Source organism: Pseudomonas sp. NPDC079367, from assembly GCF_044542195.1.
In the GTDB taxonomy this organism is placed as follows: Bacteria; Pseudomonadota; Gammaproteobacteria; order Pseudomonadales; family Pseudomonadaceae; genus Aquipseudomonas.
The window spans coordinates 784,820-803,516 of record NZ_JBITTW010000001.1; the positions used below are offsets into that span (position 1 = coordinate 784,820).

At 59.4% G+C, this 18,697-nt stretch carries 22 protein-coding genes and 1 pseudogene; 12 read left to right on the plus strand and 11 right to left on the minus strand.

The window, feature by feature from the left end; genetic code table 11:
• Position 1: 1 nt before the first annotated feature.
• Entirely contained in the window at positions 2–817 is an 816-nt protein-coding gene (locus ACIGDJ_RS03395) for a cupin domain-containing protein (RefSeq protein WP_397478324.1), read from the minus strand.
• A gap of 131 nt (positions 818–948) precedes the next feature.
• Between ACIGDJ_RS03395 and ACIGDJ_RS03400 the strand changes: the two genes are divergently transcribed.
• The gene (locus ACIGDJ_RS03400; protein ID WP_101162611.1) at positions 949–1,467 is read left to right on the plus strand and encodes a carboxymuconolactone decarboxylase family protein; all 519 of its coding nucleotides are present in this window, start codon (positions 949–951) and stop codon (positions 1,465–1,467) included.
• Positions 1,468–1,654: 187 nt separating this feature from the next.
• The gene (locus ACIGDJ_RS03405; RefSeq protein WP_397478325.1) at positions 1,655–3,886 is read left to right on the plus strand and encodes an ATP-binding protein; all 2,232 of its coding nucleotides are present in this window, start codon (positions 1,655–1,657) and stop codon (positions 3,884–3,886) included.
• Here the strand turns inward: ACIGDJ_RS03405 and ACIGDJ_RS03410 are convergent.
• Entirely contained in the window at positions 3,854–5,299 is a 1,446-nt protein-coding gene (locus ACIGDJ_RS03410) for a SulP family inorganic anion transporter (protein ID WP_101162613.1), read from the minus strand. The two genes, ACIGDJ_RS03405 and ACIGDJ_RS03410, sit on opposite strands and share 33 nt — an antisense overlap.
• Positions 5,300–5,500: 201 nt before the next feature.
• Between ACIGDJ_RS03410 and ACIGDJ_RS03415 the strand changes: the two genes are divergently transcribed.
• Positions 5,501–6,046 carry a hypothetical protein gene (locus ACIGDJ_RS03415; protein ID WP_101162614.1) on the plus strand — a complete coding sequence of 182 codons (546 nt, stop codon included), beginning with the start codon at positions 5,501–5,503 and terminating at the stop codon, positions 6,044–6,046.
• A gap of 39 nt (positions 6,047–6,085) precedes the next feature.
• Here the strand turns inward: ACIGDJ_RS03415 and ACIGDJ_RS03420 are convergent, their stop codons facing one another.
• The 4 genes from ACIGDJ_RS03420 to ggt all read right to left on the minus strand — a co-directional run bounded on the left by ACIGDJ_RS03420 (position 6,086) and on the right by ggt (position 10,301).
• Positions 6,086–6,721 (minus strand): hypothetical protein, encoded by a 636-nt coding sequence (locus tag ACIGDJ_RS03420; RefSeq protein WP_101162615.1) that lies wholly within the window; start codon positions 6,719–6,721, stop codon positions 6,086–6,088.
• Between the two features lie 134 nt (positions 6,722–6,855).
• Positions 6,856–7,869, minus strand: coding sequence for a lysozyme inhibitor LprI family protein (locus ACIGDJ_RS03425; protein ID WP_397478326.1), 1,014 nt, complete (start codon positions 7,867–7,869; stop codon positions 6,856–6,858).
• Between the two features lie 105 nt (positions 7,870–7,974).
• A complete protein-coding gene (locus tag ACIGDJ_RS03430) occupies positions 7,975–8,508 on the minus strand; it encodes a cysteine hydrolase family protein (protein ID WP_397478327.1) in 534 nt (177 codons plus the stop codon).
• Positions 8,509–8,573: 65 nt separating this feature from the next.
• Complete coding sequence (gene ggt / locus ACIGDJ_RS03435) at positions 8,574–10,301, minus strand: gamma-glutamyltransferase (protein WP_101162618.1); 1,728 nt, start codon at positions 10,299–10,301, stop codon at positions 8,574–8,576.
• Between the two features lie 150 nt (positions 10,302–10,451).
• On the opposite strand from ggt, the gene ACIGDJ_RS03440 reads away from it, so the two are divergent.
• A complete protein-coding gene (locus ACIGDJ_RS03440) occupies positions 10,452–10,967 on the plus strand; it encodes a methylated-DNA--[protein]-cysteine S-methyltransferase (RefSeq protein WP_397478328.1) in 516 nt (171 codons plus the stop codon).
• Positions 10,968–11,038: 71 nt separating this feature from the next.
• Here ACIGDJ_RS03440 and ACIGDJ_RS03445 read toward each other — a convergent pair whose 3' ends face one another.
• The 3 genes and pseudogenes from ACIGDJ_RS03445 to ACIGDJ_RS03455 form a co-directional block, all read right to left on the minus strand.
• Positions 11,039–11,626, minus strand: coding sequence for an NUDIX domain-containing protein (locus tag ACIGDJ_RS03445; RefSeq protein WP_101162620.1), 588 nt, complete (start codon positions 11,624–11,626; stop codon positions 11,039–11,041).
• 99 nt (positions 11,627–11,725) lie between these two features.
• Positions 11,726–11,800: pseudogene (locus ACIGDJ_RS03450) on the minus strand (chitin-binding protein); the annotation flags it as partial.
• Positions 11,801–11,816: 16 nt separating this feature from the next.
• Complete coding sequence (locus ACIGDJ_RS03455) at positions 11,817–12,254, minus strand: hemerythrin domain-containing protein (RefSeq protein WP_101162621.1); 438 nt, start codon at positions 12,252–12,254, stop codon at positions 11,817–11,819.
• Between the two features lie 151 nt (positions 12,255–12,405).
• Between ACIGDJ_RS03455 and ACIGDJ_RS03460 the strand changes: the two genes are divergently transcribed.
• Positions 12,406–12,831, plus strand: a complete 426-nt coding sequence (locus ACIGDJ_RS03460; protein ID WP_313002946.1) for a GNAT family N-acetyltransferase — start codon at positions 12,406–12,408, stop codon at positions 12,829–12,831.
• Between the two features lie 103 nt (positions 12,832–12,934).
• On the opposite strand, the gene ACIGDJ_RS03465 is transcribed toward ACIGDJ_RS03460, so the two are convergent.
• On the minus strand, positions 12,935–13,285 hold the full coding sequence (locus tag ACIGDJ_RS03465) for a hypothetical protein (protein ID WP_397478329.1): 351 nt from the start codon (positions 13,283–13,285) through the stop codon (positions 12,935–12,937).
• Positions 13,286–13,418: 133 nt separating this feature from the next.
• Here ACIGDJ_RS03465 and ACIGDJ_RS03470 point away from each other — a divergent pair, with 133 nt between their 5' ends.
• The 7 genes from ACIGDJ_RS03470 (at position 13,419) to ACIGDJ_RS03500 (ending at position 17,380) form a co-directional block, all read left to right on the plus strand.
• On the plus strand, positions 13,419–13,751 hold the full coding sequence (locus ACIGDJ_RS03470; RefSeq protein WP_101162624.1) for a DUF6388 family protein: 333 nt from the start codon (positions 13,419–13,421) through the stop codon (positions 13,749–13,751).
• 161 nt (positions 13,752–13,912) lie between these two features.
• A complete protein-coding gene (gene tusD, locus ACIGDJ_RS03475) occupies positions 13,913–14,305 on the plus strand; it encodes a sulfurtransferase complex subunit TusD (protein WP_101162707.1) in 393 nt (130 codons plus the stop codon).
• 1 nt (position 14,306) lies between these two features.
• Positions 14,307–14,663: a sulfurtransferase complex subunit TusC gene (gene tusC / locus ACIGDJ_RS03480; RefSeq protein WP_101162625.1), complete on the plus strand. Its 357-nt coding sequence runs from the start codon at positions 14,307–14,309 to the stop codon at positions 14,661–14,663.
• Entirely contained in the window at positions 14,663–14,956 is a 294-nt protein-coding gene (tusB, locus tag ACIGDJ_RS03485; RefSeq protein ID WP_101162626.1) for a sulfurtransferase complex subunit TusB, read from the plus strand. The genes tusC and tusB overlap by 1 nt, the downstream gene beginning before the upstream one ends.
• On the plus strand, positions 14,953–15,288 hold the full coding sequence (locus ACIGDJ_RS03490) for a TusE/DsrC/DsvC family sulfur relay protein (RefSeq protein ID WP_313002969.1): 336 nt from the start codon (positions 14,953–14,955) through the stop codon (positions 15,286–15,288). Before tusB ends, ACIGDJ_RS03490 begins: the two co-directional genes overlap by 4 nt.
• Entirely contained in the window at positions 15,285–16,286 is a 1,002-nt protein-coding gene (locus ACIGDJ_RS03495; protein WP_101162628.1) for a glycosyl transferase family protein, read from the plus strand. Before ACIGDJ_RS03490 ends, ACIGDJ_RS03495 begins: the two co-directional genes overlap by 4 nt.
• 92 nt (positions 16,287–16,378) lie before the next feature.
• On the plus strand, positions 16,379–17,380 hold the full coding sequence (locus ACIGDJ_RS03500) for a glutathione S-transferase family protein (RefSeq protein ID WP_397478330.1): 1,002 nt from the start codon (positions 16,379–16,381) through the stop codon (positions 17,378–17,380).
• 112 nt (positions 17,381–17,492) lie between these two features.
• On the opposite strand, the gene ACIGDJ_RS03505 is transcribed toward ACIGDJ_RS03500, so the two are convergent.
• Positions 17,493–18,575 carry a hypothetical protein gene (locus ACIGDJ_RS03505; protein ID WP_397478331.1) on the minus strand — a complete coding sequence of 361 codons (1,083 nt, stop codon included), beginning with the start codon at positions 18,573–18,575 and terminating at the stop codon, positions 17,493–17,495.
• Positions 18,576–18,697: the final 122 nt, after the last annotated feature.

An 18,697-nucleotide genomic window follows, 5' to 3' on the forward strand; every position in this document is an offset into this window, starting at 1 on the left:
CTCAGTGTTCGGTTTTCCATTGCCGAGGACTGAGCCCGGTCTTGCGCCGAAAGGCCCGGGCCAGCGCCGACGGACTTTCGTAACCGACCTCCTCGGCAATCAGCGCAATCGGCCGGCCTTCGCGCAGACGTTTCTGGGCCAGGCTGACCCGCCAGCTCAACAGATAATTGGCCGGCGTTTGCCCGACCACGCGACGAAACTGCTCGGCAAAACCGGCGCGGGACTGGTTCGCGGCCGCAGCCAGGTCGGCGACGCTCCACGGCTTGTGCGGTTGTTCATGGATCAGGTTCAAAGCCTTGGACAAGCGCGGGTCAGCCAGCCCGGCCATCATGCCCGGCTGCTGATCGCGACTGCCGATGAGATGGCGCAGCAGCAGGATTACCAGCAATTCGAACAGGCGATCCATCACCGCCACTCGCCCGCAATGCCCTTCAAACGCCTCGTTGAACAACCAGTCAAGAGTGCTGCGCAATTGCGGTATGTCGGTGAGTTTCAATACCAGATAGTCGGGCAAGGAGGCTGCCAGGGCATTGCCCGAACCGCCATCGAAGGTCAGCGAGGCGCACACCACCCGGCTGGCCATGGCCTCGTCGGCAAACATGCGGTGGGTGAACGGGCGGGGAAAGAAAATCAGCGACGGCTCTTCCAGACGGATCTCCCGCTCGTTGCCCGGTTTGAGCAGCAACGCCCCGGCCTGCAGAACATGCACATGCCCAACCGGCTCGCCCTGGTGAACACTGACGCCGCAAAACGCGCCGCTATGAAAAGTGCCGGCGTTCACGCCGAAATGACCGAGTAGTGTGGAAAGGCGATCCATGGCTGACTCCCAAAAGCATATCTGGACGATCTGCCGCATATCCTCGACGATTTGCCGCCAACACGCCATGGGCCGTCTTTAAGATCTCTCCATCGCCGCTGCACTTCGCAGCGCAACTGAGGAGAATCATCATGAGCCGCATCCCTGCAATCAGCCTCGACACCGCCACCGATGTCACCCGTCCTGCACTGGAAGGCGTGAAGAAAAAAATCGGTTTCCTGCCCAACGTCTTCACCACCCTCGCCCAGGCACCGGTGGCACTCGACACTTATCTGCAAGCTTCGGCCATCCTCGGCAAGACCTCACTGAACGCAAAGGAAAAAGAAGCGATTTACCTCGCCACTTCGCAGGTCAACGGTTGCGACTACTGCCTGTCCGCACACACTGTATTTGCCGACAAGGCCGGGCTTTCGGCACAGGACATCGTTGCGGCACGTCACGGCGAACTGAATGCCTACGCCGCCCTGGCCCGTCAATTGACCGAAACCCGCGGGCACTTGAGCGACGAACAACTCGCTGCTGCCCATGGCGCCGGTATCGATGACCGCAAGATCATCGAAGTGATTGCCTTGGTGGCCTTACAGACGCTGACCAACTACCTGAACAACACCGCACTCACCGATATCGACTTCCCGGCAATCGATGCCTGAGCAGTGGTTCAAAAAACCGTGATAAATCCGCTGGCGCAAGAGCAGGCTTTTGCGCCAGCCATCGGTTTTGCTGCCATGATGGCCGTCCAGAGAATCTGCTGCGCAAACAAGTGCCTGGTGTGCTGAAACCAAACACCCTGCGCGAAGGTCTCTGTCTCAGACAGACGCCCGGAAAAACACGAACCTCATGACAGACTGGTTGCAAGACAACGGCGAGATGGCCGGGCAGATCCGCCGTCACGACTGGGCGAATTCGCCCCTCGGCCCGTTGCAAGACTGGCCCGATGTACTCAAGACCACCGTCTCGCTCAGCCTCGCGTCTCATTTCCCTCAGGCGATCGTCTGGGGCCCGCAGTTGATCACCCTTTATAACGACGCCTTCGTGCCGATTCTCGGCGACAAGCCGCACGCCCTGGGGCGTCCGTTCAGCGATATATGGCAAGAGGCGTGGCACGAAATCAGTCCGATTGCCGATGCGGCGTACGCGGGCCAAGCCACTTACATCGAAAACTTCGCCTTGCAGATCGAGCGCGGCAATGGCCCGGAACAGGCGTTCTTTACCTTTTGCTATAGCCCTGTTCGTGATTCTCGAGGCCAAGTCGTCGGCATGATCGACACTGTCACCGAGACGACCCAGACGGTTTACCTGAACCGGCGACTGGCCGTCCTCGATGCGATTGGCAACGCAGTCACCAATGCCACCGATGCGCAGGCAATCCTGGCAGCGAGCACGCGGCTGATGGTTGAGCAACTGCGTCTGTCCAACTGCGCCTACGCCGACATGGACGCCGATGAAGATGGTTTTACCATTCGCGGCGACTATGCAGCGCCGGGTTCGCAAAGCATCGTCGGCCATTATCAGTTGCGCGATTTCGGTGAGAAGGCTGTGCGTCTGCTGCGCGCCGGTGAGCCGCTGGTTATCCACGACAATCGCAGCGAACTACCACCTGAAGAATCCGCCACGTTCCAGGCCATCGGCATCACCGCCACCATTTGTGTGCCGCTGATCAAACAAGGCCGCCTTACCGCGTTAATGGCCATCCATGACAAAGAGCCGCGCATCTGGTCGAGCTTCGAACAGGCCCTGCTGAGTGAAGTCACCGAACGTTGCTGGGCGCACATCGAGCGGGTGCGGGCCGACGCCAACGTGCGCGAAGGCTTGCTCGCGCTGGCGGAACTCAATGCCACGCTGGAGCAACGAGTCGAGGAACGCAGCCTGCGTCTGGCTCAAGCCGAATCGGCGTTGCGCCAGTCACAAAAGCTCGAAGCCATCGGGCAGTTGACCGGCGGCGTCGCCCATGACTTCAACAATCTGCTGACGATCATTCGCTCGTCGGTGGATTTTCTGCGTCAGCCCAACCTGTCGCAGGAGCGGCGTGAGCGCTACATGCGTGCGGTTTCCGACACGGTCGAGCGTGCCTCCAAACTGACCAGCCAGTTGCTCGCCTTCGCTCGTCGCCAACCGCTCAATCCGCAAGTGGTCGATGCCGGGGAACGTCTGGCCAACATCGGCGAGATGCTCGAGTCGGTCACTGGCGCGCAGATTCATGTGTGCGTCGAGCGGCCGGATCATCCTTGCTACATCCGTGTCGACCTCAGCCAGTTTGAAACCGCGTTGATCAACATCGCGCTGAACGCTCGCGATGCCATGAATGGTCAGGGCGAATTGAAATTGCGCCTGGAATGCCACAAACCACTGCCGTCGATTCGCGGCCACGCCGGTTCCAGCAGTCACTTTGTGTCGATTGCCTTGGCCGACACCGGCGCTGGCATCGACGCACACACCCTCGAACACATTTTCGAACCGTTCTTTACCACCAAAGCGGTCGGCAAGGGTACGGGCCTGGGGTTGTCGCAGGTATTTGGCTTCGCCAAGCAATCGGGCGGCAATGTCGATGTTTCCAGCGTGCTCGGCCAAGGCACCGAGTTCACCTTGTACTTGCCGCAGGTACCGGCGGGCGAGGCAGAAGTGGACGAGACAGAGGACGATGGCGAGGTGCAGCCGGCGTGCGAAAAGCGCCGGGTGCTGGTGGTCGAGGACAATTTGGACGTCGGCCGTTTCGCCAATCAGATCCTCCAGGATCTGGGCTACGAAACCGCATGGGCGACCACTGCCGAAGAAGCCCTGCAACTGGCGGGCAGCGATGCCATGGCGTTCGATGCGGTGTTTTCCGACGTGGTCATGCCGGGCATTACCGGTGTCGCTTTGGCCAAAGAGCTGCGCCAGCGCCGTCCCGATCTGCCGGTGATTCTGACCTCCGGCTACAGCGAAGAACTGGCGCGTAGCGGTTACGAAGGGTTTGAGTTTCTCGCCAAACCCTACTCCGCCGAACAGGTCTCACGCATTCTCGGCAAGACCTGGCTCAAGGACGCCACGCCAGCGGCGTCAGTCGTGATCAACGCCAGCGCGCTTGAGTAATTTCTTGCAGCGTTCCGACAGATGAAACACCTGTAAATGCTTGCCAGCCTTGGCGTAGCGTTCACGCAGGGTTTTCAACGCGGCAATTGCCGAATAATCGACAAAGCTCAGATGCCGGCAGTCGAGAATGACCCTGGCCGGGTCGTTGGCCGGGTCGAACTGGTTGAGAAACGGCGTGGTCGAGGCGAAAAACAGTGTGCCGTGCAGGCGATAGAGTTTGCTGCCATCGGCCTCCAGATGTTCATCGGCGTACAACTCGCGCGCTTGCTGCCAGGCGAAATTGAGCGCGGCGATGATGATCCCGCACAGCACCGCCGTGGCCAGATCGGTGAACACGGTGATGGTGGTCACGGCGATGATTACCAGGACGTCGTGCAGCGGCACCTTGTTGATCACCCGCAATGAAGCCCAGGCAAAGGTCTGCTGCGACACCACGAACATCACCCCCACCAGCGCGGCGAGCGGAATACGCTCGATCAGCGGTGACAGAAACAGAATGAACAACAGAATCAGCACACCGGCAACCACGCCGGACAACCGCCCGCGTCCGCCGGAGCTGAGGTTGATCACCGTCTGACCGATCATCGCGCAACCGCCCATGCCGCCGAACGCACCGGACACCATATTCGCCGCGCCAAGCGCCACGCACTCACGGTCCGGGTAACCACGGGTTTCGGTGATCTCGTCGGTCAGGTTCAGCGTCAGCAAGGTTTCGAGCAGACCGACCATCGCCATCAGGATCGCGTACGGGGCGATGATGCGCAGCGTTTCGAAACTCCACGAAATGTCCGGCACAGCGAAAGTCGGCAAACCGCCAGCGATGTGCGCCATGTCACCGAGGGTGCGGGTCGGCAGGCCGAACAGGTAAACCAGCAGGCCGACGCCAAGGATCGCTACCAGTGCCGGCGGCACCGCTTTGGTCAGGCGCGGCAGGAGGTAAACGATGCCCATGGTCAGCAGCACCAGCCCGGTCATCAGGTACAACGGCGTACCGCTGAGCCAGTCTTCGCCGCTTTTGAAATGCTCCAGTTGCGCCAGAGCAATGATGATCGCCAGGCCGTTGACGAAACCGAGCATCACCGGATGCGGCACCATGCGCACCAGTTTGCCCAGGCGCAACAGCCCGAACGCCATCATGATCAGACCGCCGAGCAGCACCGTCGCCAGCAAATATTGCACGCCGTGTTGCACCACCAGCGCGACGATTACCACCGCCATCGAACCCGCCGCGCCGGAGACCATGCCCGGTCGACCGCCAAACAACGCCGTCAGCGTGCAAATGATGAAAGCGCCGTACAGGCCCATCAGCGGATTGAGATGCGCGACCAGGGCGAAGGCAATGCATTCGGGCAACAGGGCGAACGAGGTGGTGAGTCCGGCGAGGACATCGGCGCGCAGACGAATTGGTTTCATGGCTTACCTGATTGAGCGGCATCGAGCACGGCCGCTGTTTTCGCGAAAAAAGAGGGAGGCGAATGTTACGGAATTGTTTGGCCTCGGGCCAGTGAAACGCTGACGTGGATTGGCTCGCGCCAGAAATGGAAAACCCAGTTGCTCAATGATGGCACTCTGCCCATAATTCGCGCCCCTTTATGTTCTGTGCAAGGTATTGCCGTGAAGAAGTCTCTGCTGTTGATCCCGATGCTGGCGCTGCTGCTGCAAGGTTGTGGCATGACCATGACTCGCTACGAGCCGAGCTATGAAAATGTTCAGAAGCTCAAGCAGACCCCGCCGCTGCACGCTATCGGCCATCCGCAGGTCACCGCCGAATCAGGCGAAGGCTCGCTGGTGGTTCGCGCCAACCCGGTCCGCTCGCCGTCCGGCAGCATCCCGGCGCACATTCAGGACGCCATCACTGAAGAACTGCGCAAGGCCGGTCTGCTCGACCCCCAGGCTGAGCGCCAATTGAAGGTTCTCGTGGTGAAAAGCAACCTGTCCGCCGGTATGGGCACAGGCGACGGCCAGCTCGCTGCACGCTTCACTCTGCTCAACGGCAGTGATGTGGTGTATGACGCGACCAAAGATGTCAGCAGCCAGTGGAGCAGCAGCTTCTTCGGTTTCATTGCGATCCCGAACGCGGTCAATGCCTACAACCCGATGCTGCGTGATCTGCTCAAAGAACTGTACAGCGACCCGAAATTCATTCAGGCGCTGAAATAACTCACAAAAAAAAGAGCCGCGATGGCGGCTCTTTTTGTTTCACGCCCGGGGAATACCGGCGTCCAGCGCCGAGTACTTCAGGTTGTTGTTATCAACCATTTGTTTGAGCAGCGCATTGACCTGACGGGTGAAGGTGTCGTTCACGGCGTCTTTCGGCGTGTTGGCCATCAGCGGAATGAACCAGATGCCGATCCACGTACCGATGGCGTCGTGGTTGCTCGCCGTCGTTACAGCCTGACCCTGCCCATCCAGCGCTTCCAGGCTCAGGGTGTACTGATCGCTGCCATAGGCCGGGATGATCATCATGCTGAAACCACTGATGAAGGCCAGCACCATGGAACCGGCATTCGGCGGATGGTTGTACATTTTCAGGCGCAGGCTGTAGTCGCCCGGCTGTTTCTGGAATTCATCCAGCGTGACCCGACCAAACAGGCCGGAGTCGGTAAGAATTTTCTGCAGCTGTGGTTTCAGTTGGTCGCGCGCTTGCGGCACTTCTACAGCGGACGCACTTTTTGGCTCGCCCTGGTAGAAGTCGAAATCGACATAAACGTTTGGCTTGTTGGCGTAGTTGGCCATCGACGGCAGGGTTACCGGCGCCACTTCGTCTTTGGTGAAGCTGGCACAACCACCCAGCGCAAGAACCAGCCCCAGCGCCAGTATTTTCCCGAATTGCATGATGTCCGTCCCTTAAAGAAATACCAGATGATGGCAATACGCCTCCATCGCAGAAGCGGGCGAATTCTAGAGACAGCAATGGATAATGGAAAGACTGAACGGGAAAAATAGTGAGTGCGAAGATTCCAGTCTGGTCAGGGCATGAATTCCAGTTCCAGCGTTTGATTGCTTTTGAAGCGCTCGTACCAGGCTTGCAGAACGTCAGGGAGCTGCCGCTTCCACTGCTTCGCATTGGTGTAGTAACGAAGATGTTCCTTGCCCCGGTCATCGTAGCTTTTGAAGATCAACCAGACTTGCGCGTCGGCCGTACTCATCAGGATGCCGATACCACCGAGGCCGCGCATCCACATTTCTGAAACCTGAGCATCAGGCACATCTTTTGAGGCCTCGCCGACCTGCAAGGAGCCGGACGTCTCGACCAGTTTTTGGTAGTCGGTTTTGAGCAGCGAACGCAGTGCCTGATCTTCTGCGGGGGTGCGGGCCAGGCCCAGGCTGAGCAGATCGTAGTTCAGCTGCAGCGGTTGTACGGAGGCGACATACCGGCCGGCGTAATACACGCCCATGCCACCGCCGCAATCGAAATCGGCACCGGTTTGCGTGACGTTCAGTACGCCATTGATTGGCGTGAAGGTGAGTGTGCAGGCGTCCCTGGCGTAAACGGCTGTTCCATCCTTGAGTATGGCTACGCCGGTCAGGTCCCCGGAATTGGCGCCCTCGCCTGCTGACATATCGATGTCGATATGCGTGGCATCTCGACGTTGGGTGACGAGCGTCGCCGAGGTCGAGGTGCCGGGCGGGATCAGTTGCCAGGTAGCGTCCCAACTGAACGGCTTGACCGCATGTTCGAGTTCGGTGACGCGCATCAGGTATTCGCGACGCAGACACGCACTCAGGCCGCCGCAGGCGTTGCGGTTTTTCAGCCACTGGCGTTGATCCGTTTTGAGGATTTGGGGATCGGCAACATTGCCCAGCGTGATCCGCCATTGGTCGGCGAGTTTATCGTCCAGCCTGGAGAGATAGGGATCCGCGCAGATGGCTTTTTCGGTTTTGCTGGCGGCGCTGCTGCAATCGAAACTGGTGGCGTGGGCAGAACATGCGAATACGAGAGATGTCAGCGCCACGGCGTGACGCAGGGAAACGGCGAACATCGGGAGATTCCATTCTTGAGACGGCGGCAAGTATGCCAGTACGCTCGGCCCAAATCTCAGGTGTTCCTGGATTTGGGCCGATCCCAATCCTTGTCGGCGTGCGTATCAGAAGGTGATGTCGGCAGCGGGTTTGACGTCGACTCGCGCCACGGAGCCAGTGAGCGCCGCGAAATCCTTGTTGTGTTGGGCAATGATGTCTTCGGCGCTCATGGTGCCGTTATCGACTGTCGAATGTGCATCTCCTGCAACAACGACGTCGTAGCCCAGCTCATGCGCGCTGCGCACGGTGGCATTGACGCAATAATCGGTTTGCAGACCGCAGATGATCAGCCGCTCAAAATCTTCGCTGGGCAGCAGCTTGCCGAGATCGGTCTGGTAGAAAGAATTCCCGGTGGTTTTATTTACCCGCAAGTCTGTCGTCGAAGTCAGCAGACCTTTGGCCAATTGCCAACCGTCAGCGCCGCGCACGAATGGACCGTCCTGCTCTTCGTGTTGAATCAGCACCACCGGAACGCCGGCATCGCGGGCGCGCTGGCTCAGATCATTGATCGTGGCGATCACGCGGGCGATTTCAAAGCATTCATATTCACCAGCACACAGTGCTTGCTGGACGTCGATGATCAGTAACGCGGTGGTCATGTCGAGCCTTCCTTGATCAATCCTTGAGAATCGGGCGGGCTTGAGCCCGCCCCTTTTTACTCCGCTCAGTAACCCAATGACAAGCCAGTGTTGCGCCGTGGATCATTGGCGCCGTAGAAGCGGTTCTTGCCAACCGGTTTGCCACCCAGTGACGGCGCGCCGACCAGAATCGCGGCAATGTGGTTGGGATCCTGCGGACCGGCAAACTTGTGGCCCCAGCTTTCCAGGATCTTTTTCGTATCCGGGCTGGCGGCAAAATCCTCCAGGTTGGTTTCTTCCGGCATCCACTGCTGATGGAAGCGTGGTGCGTCGACCGCTTCCTGCAGGCCCATGCCGTAATCGATGACGTTAAGCATGGTCAGCAAGGTCGCGGTGATGATCCGGCTGCCACCCGGCGTGCCGACCACCATCACCACTTTGCCGTCCCTGGTGACGATGGTCGGACTCATCGACGACAGCGGCGCCTTGCCCGGCGCGATGGCATTCGCTTCACCCTGAACCAGCCCGTACATGTTCGGCACGCCGACCTTGGAGGTGAAGTCGTCCATTTCGTCGTTGAGAATCACCCCGGTCTTGCTCGCCATAACGCCCGCGCCGAACCAGTCGTTGAGGGTGTAGGTGACCGAAACGGCATTGCCCCACTTGTCGACGATCGAATAATGCGTGGTGTTGCTGCCCTCATGGGGCGCCACACCGGGTTTGAGTTCGGCCGATACGCCGGCCTTTTGCGGCTGGATGGCGTCGCGTAGTTTGGTCGCGTAATTCTTGTCCAGCAGATGCTCGATCGGATTCTTCACGAAATCCGGATCGCCGAGATAGCTGTTGCGATCAACATACGCATGGCGCATGGCTTCGATCTGATAATGCATACCCTGAGCGGAATGGAAGCCCAGGTCTTTCATTGGATAACCTTCGAGAATATTCATGATCTGGCAGATCACCACCCCGCCGGAGCTTGGCGGTGGCGCCGAGACCACGTGGTAGCCGCGATAATCGCACTCCACCGGAGCCAGTTCGCGAGTCTTGTATGTGTCGAGGTCAGCCTGAGTGATGATGCCGTTGTTGGCCTGGCTGGAGGTGACGATGGCATCGGCAACCCAGCCTTTGTAGAAGCCGTCGGCGCCCTTGTCGGAAATCGTCCGCAGGGTTTTCGCCAGATCCTTTTGCACCAGTTTCTGCCCGACCTGCATCGGCTCGCCGTTGCTGAGGAAGATCGAGCCCGAGTCGCGCATGTCCTTTTTGAACACATCCGTCGCGTATTCCAACAGTTCGACATCGCCCTGCTGCAGCTCGAACCCGTCTTCAGCCAGTTTGATTGCCGGGGCAATCATCTCCTTGCGCTGTTTGGTGCCGTATTTGCTCAGGGCCAGCTCCATACCGGACACAGTGCCCGGTACGCCGACCGCCAGGTGACCGCGCGTGCTCAGGTCTGGAATGACGTTACCTTCTTTGTCCAGGTACATGTTGGCGGTTGCTGCCAAAGGCGCTTTCTCGCGGAAGTCGAGGAAGGTCTTGCGCCCGTCCGCCAGCTGAATGGTCATGAAACCGCCACCGCCAAGGTTGCCCGCAGCCGGATAGACCACTGCCAGCGCATAGCCCACGGCCACGGCTGCATCCACGGCATTGCCGCCGCTCTTCAACACATCGACACCCACGTGGGTCGCCAGATGTTGCGCGGTGACCACCATGCCGTTTTGCGCCGCAACCGGCGCCACTGACGCCGCGTGAGCCATGAGACAGCTGAGCGCCAGGGTGGTCGCAATGAGCGATCTGGCCAAAGGTTCGTACTTCATGAGTCGATCTCTTTTTTTGTTGTTGGGGGCTGCGCCAAACGCAGGCAACGCTTCAGGAGCAACAAGCAGTATGGTCGGCTTTGCGTATCGCGCCTCCCCGTTCAGCCAGTATGCTGAGCCACGTCATCGCCTTGAGCCGGAGTCGCCGTCATGTCTTACACGTTCATCACCTTGCCCTCACCCGTGGGTGAGTTGAAGCTGGTCGCGAACGGCAGTCGACTCACGGCCATCCTCTGGGAAAACGACAGACCGAATCGGGTAAGGCTCGGCCCGCTGAGCGAAGCGCCGGACAGTGCGATCCTGTTGCGGACCGCGCGCCAGCTTGAAGAGTATTTCGCCGGGACACGGAATCGCTTCGATCTCGAGCTGGACTTTGTCGGCAGCGAATTTCAGAAAAAAGTCTGGGCCGCCCTTCTGACGATTCCGTTTGGCGAGACACGCACCTACAGCCAGATCGCCTTGCAGATTGGCCATCCGGCGGCGGTTCGAGCGGTCGGCGCCGCAAACGGGCGCAACCCGATTTCCATTGTTGCGCCGTGTCATAGAGTGATCGGCGCTTCGGGAAAACTCACCGGGTTTGCCGGAGGGCTTGAAGCCAAAGAACGCTTGCTGATACTTGAAGGCGGCCGGTGGGCGCAGATCGGTAAAACCGGCGATCTTTTCTAGGCAGAAAGATCAAAAGATCGCAGCCTTCGGCAGCTCCCACATGAAAATGCGTTAAAGCCTGCGATCCTTCATCAACCGAACAGGTTATTCATCGCCGCGTATTGCAACAGCATGATGGTCTTGGCATCGCAGATTTCGCCGCGCTGAAACGCTGCCAGCGCCTCATCGAATCTCCATTCGAGCACTTCCAGTTCTTCGGTTTCCTCTTCCAGGCCGCCACCGTCGCTGACCTTGGAGGCGGCATCGTATTCGGCGATAAAGAAGTGCAACTTTTCGGTCACCGAACCGGGGCTCATGTACGCCTCGAATACTTTCTTCACGTCGTGCACGCGGTAACCGGTTTCCTCCTCGGCTTCGTCACGAATGCGCTGTTCAGGTGCGGCACCTTCCAACAGTCCCGCCGCCACTTCGATCAGCAGTCCATCGTGGCCGTTGACGAACACCGGCAAGCGGAATTGGCGGGTCAATACCACCGTGCGCTTTTCGCGGTTGAACAGCAGAATCGCCGCGCCGTTGCCCCGGTCGTAGACCTCACGGGTCTGGCGTTGCCACTCGCCGTTGTTGCGGTGGTAATCAAAAGTGATTTTCTTCAGCAGATACCAATCGTGGGACAACACCTGAGTGTCGACGATGTTGACCCGTGCGGCTGTGTTGGACATCGCATCTGATCCTGTCTTCATGGGTGGACCGCCATGGTCGAACAAATGCACCGACAAAAAAAGCCCGGCAGCGCTACCGGGCTGGTTCAGTCGCCGCTGTTACTGGAAGTCGACGTCGAAGGCCTGGTAAAACGCGTTGCCGGTGTTGGCGACGATCCACATCAGCACATGACGTGCTGCCCTTGGCCGATCAAGACAATTGCGCCTGATACTCCTTTTCGTACTGTCCGGCGAGCTGTGTTTTCTGTTTGTCGTCGAGCAGCTTGCCGGCCATCTGGAAGAACTTGTGCTCTTCTTCTTCGAGGTGGTGATGAACCTTGTCCGAAAGTTTTTTCGCTGTGGCCAGCCAGGCCGGACTGGACATTTCCGTCTCGTCGAGTTCTTCCATCATCTCGTCCATTTCGTGGTGCTCGGCGATGGCGTGGCGGCTCAGATCAACGCCTTCGTCGATTTCCATCAACGGGATGTAGAAGTGCCGCTCTTCGGCGGTTTCATGCGCTTGCAGTTCTGCTTTGAGCTGCTTGTAGGCCTCGACCCGCTCAGGGCTGTCACCGCTGGTCGCGATCAGAGCTTTGGCGTAAGTGCGCTGGCGCTCGTGGCTTTCGCGCAGGGCTTCAAAAATATTCACGGGATTTCCTCATCAATCGCGCTCAGGGAAAGACGCGATAAAGCCTAGACCCCAGCGCTTGATCGACGGTTCCGCTTGTTTGGTCGAAGGGCTTGGAGGCGCTTGCCCGGACGCGTTAGGCTGGCGGTCCGATTACACAAGGAAGTCATGCATGAATTTGCGTATCGAGTTGACGCAGAACCCTACCGAGGAACAGCGGCAGGCCATTCTGCAGCCGCTGATCGAGTACAACGATGCACAAACCGGCGGCTCGAAATCCGAGCCGTTCGCCTTGATGGTCAAAGACGAAAATGGCGCGATATTGGGTGGCTTGTATGGACGAATGATTTTTCGCTGGATGTTCATCGAACTGCTGTCAGTGCCGGAACAGTGTCGCGGACAGGGGATCGGCTCGAAATTGATGGCTCAAGCGCAAGCCCTGGCCAAGGAAAAGAATTGCTACGGCCTCTGGCTCGACACCTTCGATTTTCAGGCGCCGGAATTTTACAAGAAGCTGGGTTTCAGCCAGTTTGGGGAAATCGTTGATTACCCACCAGGGCACAAGCGGCACTACTTTCAGAAGCGCCTGATCGATTGAATGTGCCGCCGTCTTCGCGACCAAGCTCGTTCCCACAAGTCGAACTTCGTTCCAATGTGGGAGCGAGCCTCCTGTCGAAAATACTGGCCATTTCGACGCAAAATCAGAGGCAGGTCGCCATCGCGGCCATCCGCCGCATCGCGACGAAATCATTTTGCTGCGCGTAATAATTCAACGTCGTGCCCGACGTTTCGGTGATCACATCGACAAACGACTCCGCCGAACGCGTGTAAACCGTCGTGCCGCCAGACTTGCGCGATTCCAGATAGGCTGCCGCGTCGACGCCGAACACCGCTTCGTCCTGCCAGGCGAATTGCACACAGCGGGCGACGTCTTTTTCGGGTTTGTCGGAGGTCAGGACCTTGTCAGGGCTCTTGGTGCGAGCATCGTTCATCACCGAACCGGCGCACCCGGCCAACAAGGCCGCCGCCAGCGCTACCATCAGCATTCGCATTGCATTTGCTCATCGTGAAAAAAGCGGACTGTAGCACCGCAACGCGGCAAATCGTTCTGCTTTACTGTTTTTATGCGCGACACGCGCGAGCAGCTGCGGCACCCTACCGTCATCCGTCACACAAGGAAATTACATGGCGCCTAGCGACCAGCGACATGAACAGGCTCTGAAACTGTTTCTCGAGGCGCGACCCGAATTGCGTGAAACCCTCGATCATCTCAACCCGCTACTGGCCCAGGCCAAGGGCGAAACCCAGGCGCAGTATCGCGAAGAGCGCTTGCACGAAGCATTTGAGGCTGAGGCGGAAAGCCAGGGATTGTTTGCCTGGGAGCTGACGCTGCAGCTAACCGCTGAATCGCCAGAGGACTATCAGGCGCAACGGCTTGAGGTGCATCGGGAAGTCGCGGAAATGGCGGGGATGGACTGGATCGAGTATTGCGATCTCTACGGCATTACTCCGAATTGATGCAGGAGCTGCCGAAGGCTGCGATCTTTGGATTTTGCTCTTCAAGATCAAAAGATCGCAGCCTTCGGCAGCTCCAACAAAGGTATCTGCGTGAAACCCGGGTTTCGCGGCTGGCGTAATAAAGCTTTATCATGGCCGCAGTTTCGCTGATCGAGTCCATCATGAAGTTCGCCATTGCGCTGTTTTCTGCTGCCCATGCGCCCTCCTCGCGCCGGGCCCTGCTGTTCGCCCAGGCCGCGCTGGCCGGCGGGCACGAGATTGTCCGGCTGTTCTTCTATCAGGACGGCATATTCAATGCCTCCGATGCGGTGGTGACACCGCAGGATGAGCTGGACCTGCCCAAACAATGGCGCGCCTTTATCAACGAAAAGCAACTTGATGGCGTGGTCTGCATCGCCGCTGCTCTGCGCCGTGGCGTGTTGAATGAAGAGGAAGCCAAGCGTTACCAGCGTGAAGCGATTTCGCTGAGCGCGCCGTGGGAATTGTCCGGCCTTGGTCAGTTGCACGACGCCGTGCAGGACGCTGACCGTCTCATCTGCTTCGGAGGCGCGTGACATGGCCAAATCGCTTTTGATCATCAGCCGCCAATCGCCCTGGTCCGGCCCAGGCGCGCGGGAAGCGCTGGATATCGTGCTGGCCGGTGGCGCGTTCGATCTGCCGCTTGGCGTGCTGTTTCTCGATGACGGCGTGCTGCAACTGGCCGCCGGGCAAAACGCCAAAGCCTTGCAGCAAAAAGACCTCAGCGCCAATCTGCAGGCGCTGCCGATGTTTGGTGTCGAAGAGCTGTACTATTGCGCGCAAAGCGCCATTGCGCGCGGCCTCGGCAAGGTGTCGCTGGACGAAGCGCAGCCGCTTGCCATTGAACAAATCACCGCCCTTATTGACCGTTACGACCAGGTGATCACCCTCTGATGTCGACTTTGCATGTGTTGTCTCATTCCCCGTTCGGCGACGATCGCCTGAGCAGTTGCCTGCGCTTGCTCGGCAGCGCCGATGCTGTGTTGTTGTCCGGTGATGCGGTGTATGCGCTGCAGCCGGAGACAGCCCCGTTCGAAGCCCTGCAAGAGCGACCCATCAACCTCTTTGTGTTGATTGAAGACGCACAAGCACGTGCGATTGCGGTTCCGGACTGGGCCAAAGCCGTCGACTACCCGGCCTTCGTCGAGCTGTCGATCCATCATGACAAGGTCAACAGCTGGCTATGAATTCTCTGACCGTCGGCGCCCGCGCCATCGAACTGGACAAGGACGGTTTTCTCGTCGACCTCAGCGATTGGTCGACTGAAGTCGCCGCCGCCCTCGCCGCCGCCGAAGACATCGAGTTGACCCCCGAACACTGGGAAGTCCTCGAGCTGCTGCGCAGCTTCTACAGCGAATTCCAGCTGTCCCCTGCCACGCGCCCGCTGATCAGGTACACCGCGTTGAAACTCGGCGCGGACAAAGGCAACAGTCTGCACCTCAACCGACTGTTCAAAGGCACCCCTGCCAAACTCGCCGCGAAACTGGCGGGCCTGCCCAAACCGACGAATTGCCTATGAACGACTTCCCAGCATTGACCCTCGAAACGCCCGCCGAGCACCCGTTCGCGCAATTCGTGCGCATTCTCGGCAAAGGCAAGCGCGGCGCCCGCGACCTGACGCGCGAGGAAGCCCGCCAGGCCATGGGCATGGTGCTTGACGATCAGGTTGAAGACACCCAGCTCGGTGCTTTCCTGATGTTGCTGCGGCACAAGGAAGAAAGCGCTGAGGAAATGGCCGGGTTCACCCAAGCCCTGCGCGAACGCTTGCAGGCGCCGGCATTGAATGTCGATCTGGACTGGCCGACCTACGCTGGCAAAAAGCGCCATCTGCCGTGGTACCTGCTGGCGGCGAAATGCCTGGCGCAGAACGGCGTGCGCATCTTCATGCACGGCGGCGGCGCACACACGGCCGGACGCCTGTACAGCGAACAACTGCTGGGCGAACTGAATATCCCTTTGTGCCGCACCTGGCAGCAGGTCGGCGCGGCGCTGGACAACGGTGCACTGGCCTTTATGCCGCTGATGGACTGGGCGCCGCCGTTGCAGAAGATGATCGATCTGCGCAATACCCTGGGCCTGCGCTCGCCGATTCACTCGCTGGCGCGAATCCTCAATCCGCTCGGTGCACGTTGTGGCCTGCAGAGCATTTTCCATCCGGGCTACCAGGCGGTGCATCGCGATGCGAGCGGCTTGCTCGGCGACACGGCCATTGTGGTCAAGGGCGATGGCGGTGAAATCGAGATCAACCCTGACGCCACCAGCCATCTGTATGGCACCAGCGGCGGCCAGAGCTGGGATGAAGAATGGCCACAACTGTCAGCGCAACGTCACGTCAAACCCGCCTCGCTGGACATCGAACACTTGAAAGCGGTTTGGCGAGGCGACGTGGTCGACAGTTATCCGCACATGGCCCTGATTGCGACCATGGCCCTCGCCCTGCGCGGCCTCGGTCAACAGCGTGAAGAGGCGTTTGCAACCGCCGAGCAGTATTGGGCGACACGCAACACATCGATCTAACCGATGATTAGCGCCCGATCTTTGCGCTTTTTGTTCGAACCCACAGGAATAGACTCGACTCCAACGAATATTGGTTTTCAGGAGTCTTGATCATGGGTTTACTTGTCGACGGCCACTGGCAGGACAAGTGGTACGAAAGCAGCAAGGACGGCGCATTCCAGCGCGAACAAGCGCAACGCCGCAACTGGGTAACCGCCGACGGCCAGCCCGGCCCCAGCGGTGACGGCGGTTTCGCTGCCGAAGCCGGGCGCTATCACCTCTACGTCTCCCTCGCCTGCCCCTGGGCACACCGCACGCTCATCGTGCGCAAACTCAAAGGCCTGGAAAGCCTGATTGACGTTTCGGTCGTCAGCTGGCTGATGCTGGAAAATGGCTGGACCTTCGACAAGGGGCTCGGCTCGACAGGCGATAAACTCGATGGCTTCGATTTCATGCACCAGCGCTACACCGCTGATACCCCTGACTACACCGGGCGTGTGACGGTACCGGTGCTGTGGGACAAACAGCTCAAGCGCATCGTCAGTAATGAATCGGCGGAAATCATCCGCATGTTCAACAGCGCCTTCGACGGCCTCACCGGCAATGACCTGGACTTCTACCCCGCGCCGCTACGCAACGAGATCGATGCACTGAACGAGCGGATCTATCCGGCAGTGAACAACGGTGTCTACCGCGCCGGGTTCGCTACGTCGCAGCAGGCCTACGAGCAGGCATTCGACGAAGTATTCGCTGAGCTGAACCATCTGGAACAGTTGCTCGGCGCCAATCGCTACCTGAGCGGCGAATACCTGACCGAAGCCGATGTGCGTCTGTTCACCACCATGATTCGCTTCGACGCGGTGTACCACGGGCACTTCAAGTGCAACCTGCGGCGCATTGCCGATTACCCGAACCTGTCCAATTGGCTGCGCGAGATGTATCAATGGCCGGGGATTGCCGAGACGGTGGATTTGCAGCACATCAAACATCACTACTACGGCAGCCACAAAACCATCAACCCGACCGGGGTGGTGCCGAAGGGCCCGCAGCAGGATTTCACCGTGGCGCATGACCGGTCGCGGTTGAGCGGCAAAGGCGTCTGGCGTCAACGTTGATTGCTCGACTTGGCGCTCCAGGCTCTGTGGCAAGCGCTGCGACTGCACGCTGCCGCAGGTCGGTACGGGAAGCGTTTTCAAACCGCCGAAATCATCCGCTGGCCGTCAAACTTCATCGGGTCTGCAGGAGGGGTTCGATCTGCTGACTGGGCGATTGCGGTGGACGCCATTGCACACCATCTGCCTCAAGCCCGACCGGCGGCTCCTCATGTGCACCCAAACTGCCCTCGACCTGCCCGGCCATGTGCAACGTGCCCGCCATCACCCCCGTAGTCGGATTCTGCAGCAACTTCAGCCAGGCCTTGTCGAACGTGTTGCCAAGGCTGCTGCGGATCAGCGCTTCGCTGTCGGGGCGATCGTTGGCCTGGATGATGGCGCGAATGCCGGCCACGCCAACCGAAATCATTGCTCCGGCCAGTTTGCCCGCCGCTGCCGCCACTGCACTGGCGGCGCCGCGCGGGGCCATTTCCGCTTCGATGCGCTGGCTGGCGCGTTTGGCCACCGGCGCCATCGCCGCGTCGGTGGAGGAAATGCCTTTGGTGCCGCCGTCGGTGTGGATCTTGTCGATCAGCGCGGCGTACGCCGGCAGAGTGTTCAGCGGTTCGGTGCTGATCACCCTGAACAGCGAAGCATCCCGTGCAGGCGGTGGGCCTAGGGCAATGGCAGGGATTTTCTGCAAGCGTGCGTTGAGCTGCGCAATCGGCACGCCATGACGCTGGGCGATGAGCGGCATCTGCTGTGCCATCAATTGCGCGTAGAACGCCGTGGCCTGAGCCAGGATCGCGTCCGGGTCAACCTCCACTGCGACCGGTGCGAGGACCTTTTCCTGATATTGCTCAAGCAGATACGCCGCCAGCCGTTTCGCCGAAGCGTCCTGCTCGCCGCCGGCGCTGATCGTGTACCAACTGACCTTCATCGACAGCCATTCCTGGGTCCAGTAGCTGCTGAACCAGGGGATGAAATTTTCTTCAGTTTGCTGATAGATACGAGTGCGCCAATGTTCCATCGAGCCACGGGCAAACAACTTCACCTGGTCGGTGGCTTGCTGCGAAGCGCTGAGAATTTCGCGGTCGATCTGCTGCCAGGTGTGCGCCGATACCACCACGGCTCGCGGCGCAGTTACCGGCGCCCGGGCCGAGGTGGAGCAGCCGGCAAACAGAAACAGTGCGGCGACGACCAGCGCGCGCGGGTTCACGGTGGTGGTGTCCTTTGGCTTGGGGAGGTGCAGATTTGAGTATAGGTGCGAGGCTTGTGGCTGCTTGGCTGATGTTAGTGGAGAACCCCGCGAACCAATGTGGGAGCGGGCTTGCTCGCGAA

Coding starts and splice junctions, on each gene's coding strand:
- ACIGDJ_RS03395 (WP_397478324.1), bottom strand. CDS start 817: ATGGATCGCCTTTCCACACTACTCGGTCATTTCGGCGTGAACGCCGGC.
- ACIGDJ_RS03400 (WP_101162611.1), top strand. CDS start 949: ATGAGCCGCATCCCTGCAATCAGCCTCGACACCGCCACCGATGTCACC.
- ACIGDJ_RS03405 (WP_397478325.1), top strand. CDS start 1,655: ATGACAGACTGGTTGCAAGACAACGGCGAGATGGCCGGGCAGATCCGC.
- ACIGDJ_RS03410 (WP_101162613.1), bottom strand. CDS start 5,299: ATGAAACCAATTCGTCTGCGCGCCGATGTCCTCGCCGGACTCACCACC.
- ACIGDJ_RS03420 (WP_101162615.1), bottom strand. CDS start 6,721: ATGCAATTCGGGAAAATACTGGCGCTGGGGCTGGTTCTTGCGCTGGGT.
- ACIGDJ_RS03425 (WP_397478326.1), bottom strand. CDS start 7,869: ATGTTCGCCGTTTCCCTGCGTCACGCCGTGGCGCTGACATCTCTCGTA.
- ACIGDJ_RS03430 (WP_397478327.1), bottom strand. CDS start 8,508: ATGACCACCGCGTTACTGATCATCGACGTCCAGCAAGCACTGTGTGCT.
- ggt (WP_101162618.1), bottom strand. CDS start 10,301: ATGAAGTACGAACCTTTGGCCAGATCGCTCATTGCGACCACCCTGGCG.
- ACIGDJ_RS03440 (WP_397478328.1), top strand. CDS start 10,452: ATGTCTTACACGTTCATCACCTTGCCCTCACCCGTGGGTGAGTTGAAG.
- ACIGDJ_RS03445 (WP_101162620.1), bottom strand. CDS start 11,626: ATGTCCAACACAGCCGCACGGGTCAACATCGTCGACACTCAGGTGTTG.
- ACIGDJ_RS03460 (WP_313002946.1), top strand. CDS start 12,406: ATGAATTTGCGTATCGAGTTGACGCAGAACCCTACCGAGGAACAGCGG.
- ACIGDJ_RS03465 (WP_397478329.1), bottom strand. CDS start 13,285: ATGCGAATGCTGATGGTAGCGCTGGCGGCGGCCTTGTTGGCCGGGTGC.
- ACIGDJ_RS03470 (WP_101162624.1), top strand. CDS start 13,419: ATGGCGCCTAGCGACCAGCGACATGAACAGGCTCTGAAACTGTTTCTC.
- tusD (WP_101162707.1), top strand. CDS start 13,913: ATGAAGTTCGCCATTGCGCTGTTTTCTGCTGCCCATGCGCCCTCCTCG.
- tusC (WP_101162625.1), top strand. CDS start 14,307: ATGGCCAAATCGCTTTTGATCATCAGCCGCCAATCGCCCTGGTCCGGC.
- tusB (WP_101162626.1), top strand. CDS start 14,663: ATGTCGACTTTGCATGTGTTGTCTCATTCCCCGTTCGGCGACGATCGC.
- ACIGDJ_RS03490 (WP_313002969.1), top strand. CDS start 14,953: ATGAATTCTCTGACCGTCGGCGCCCGCGCCATCGAACTGGACAAGGAC.
- ACIGDJ_RS03495 (WP_101162628.1), top strand. CDS start 15,285: ATGAACGACTTCCCAGCATTGACCCTCGAAACGCCCGCCGAGCACCCG.
- ACIGDJ_RS03500 (WP_397478330.1), top strand. CDS start 16,379: ATGGGTTTACTTGTCGACGGCCACTGGCAGGACAAGTGGTACGAAAGC.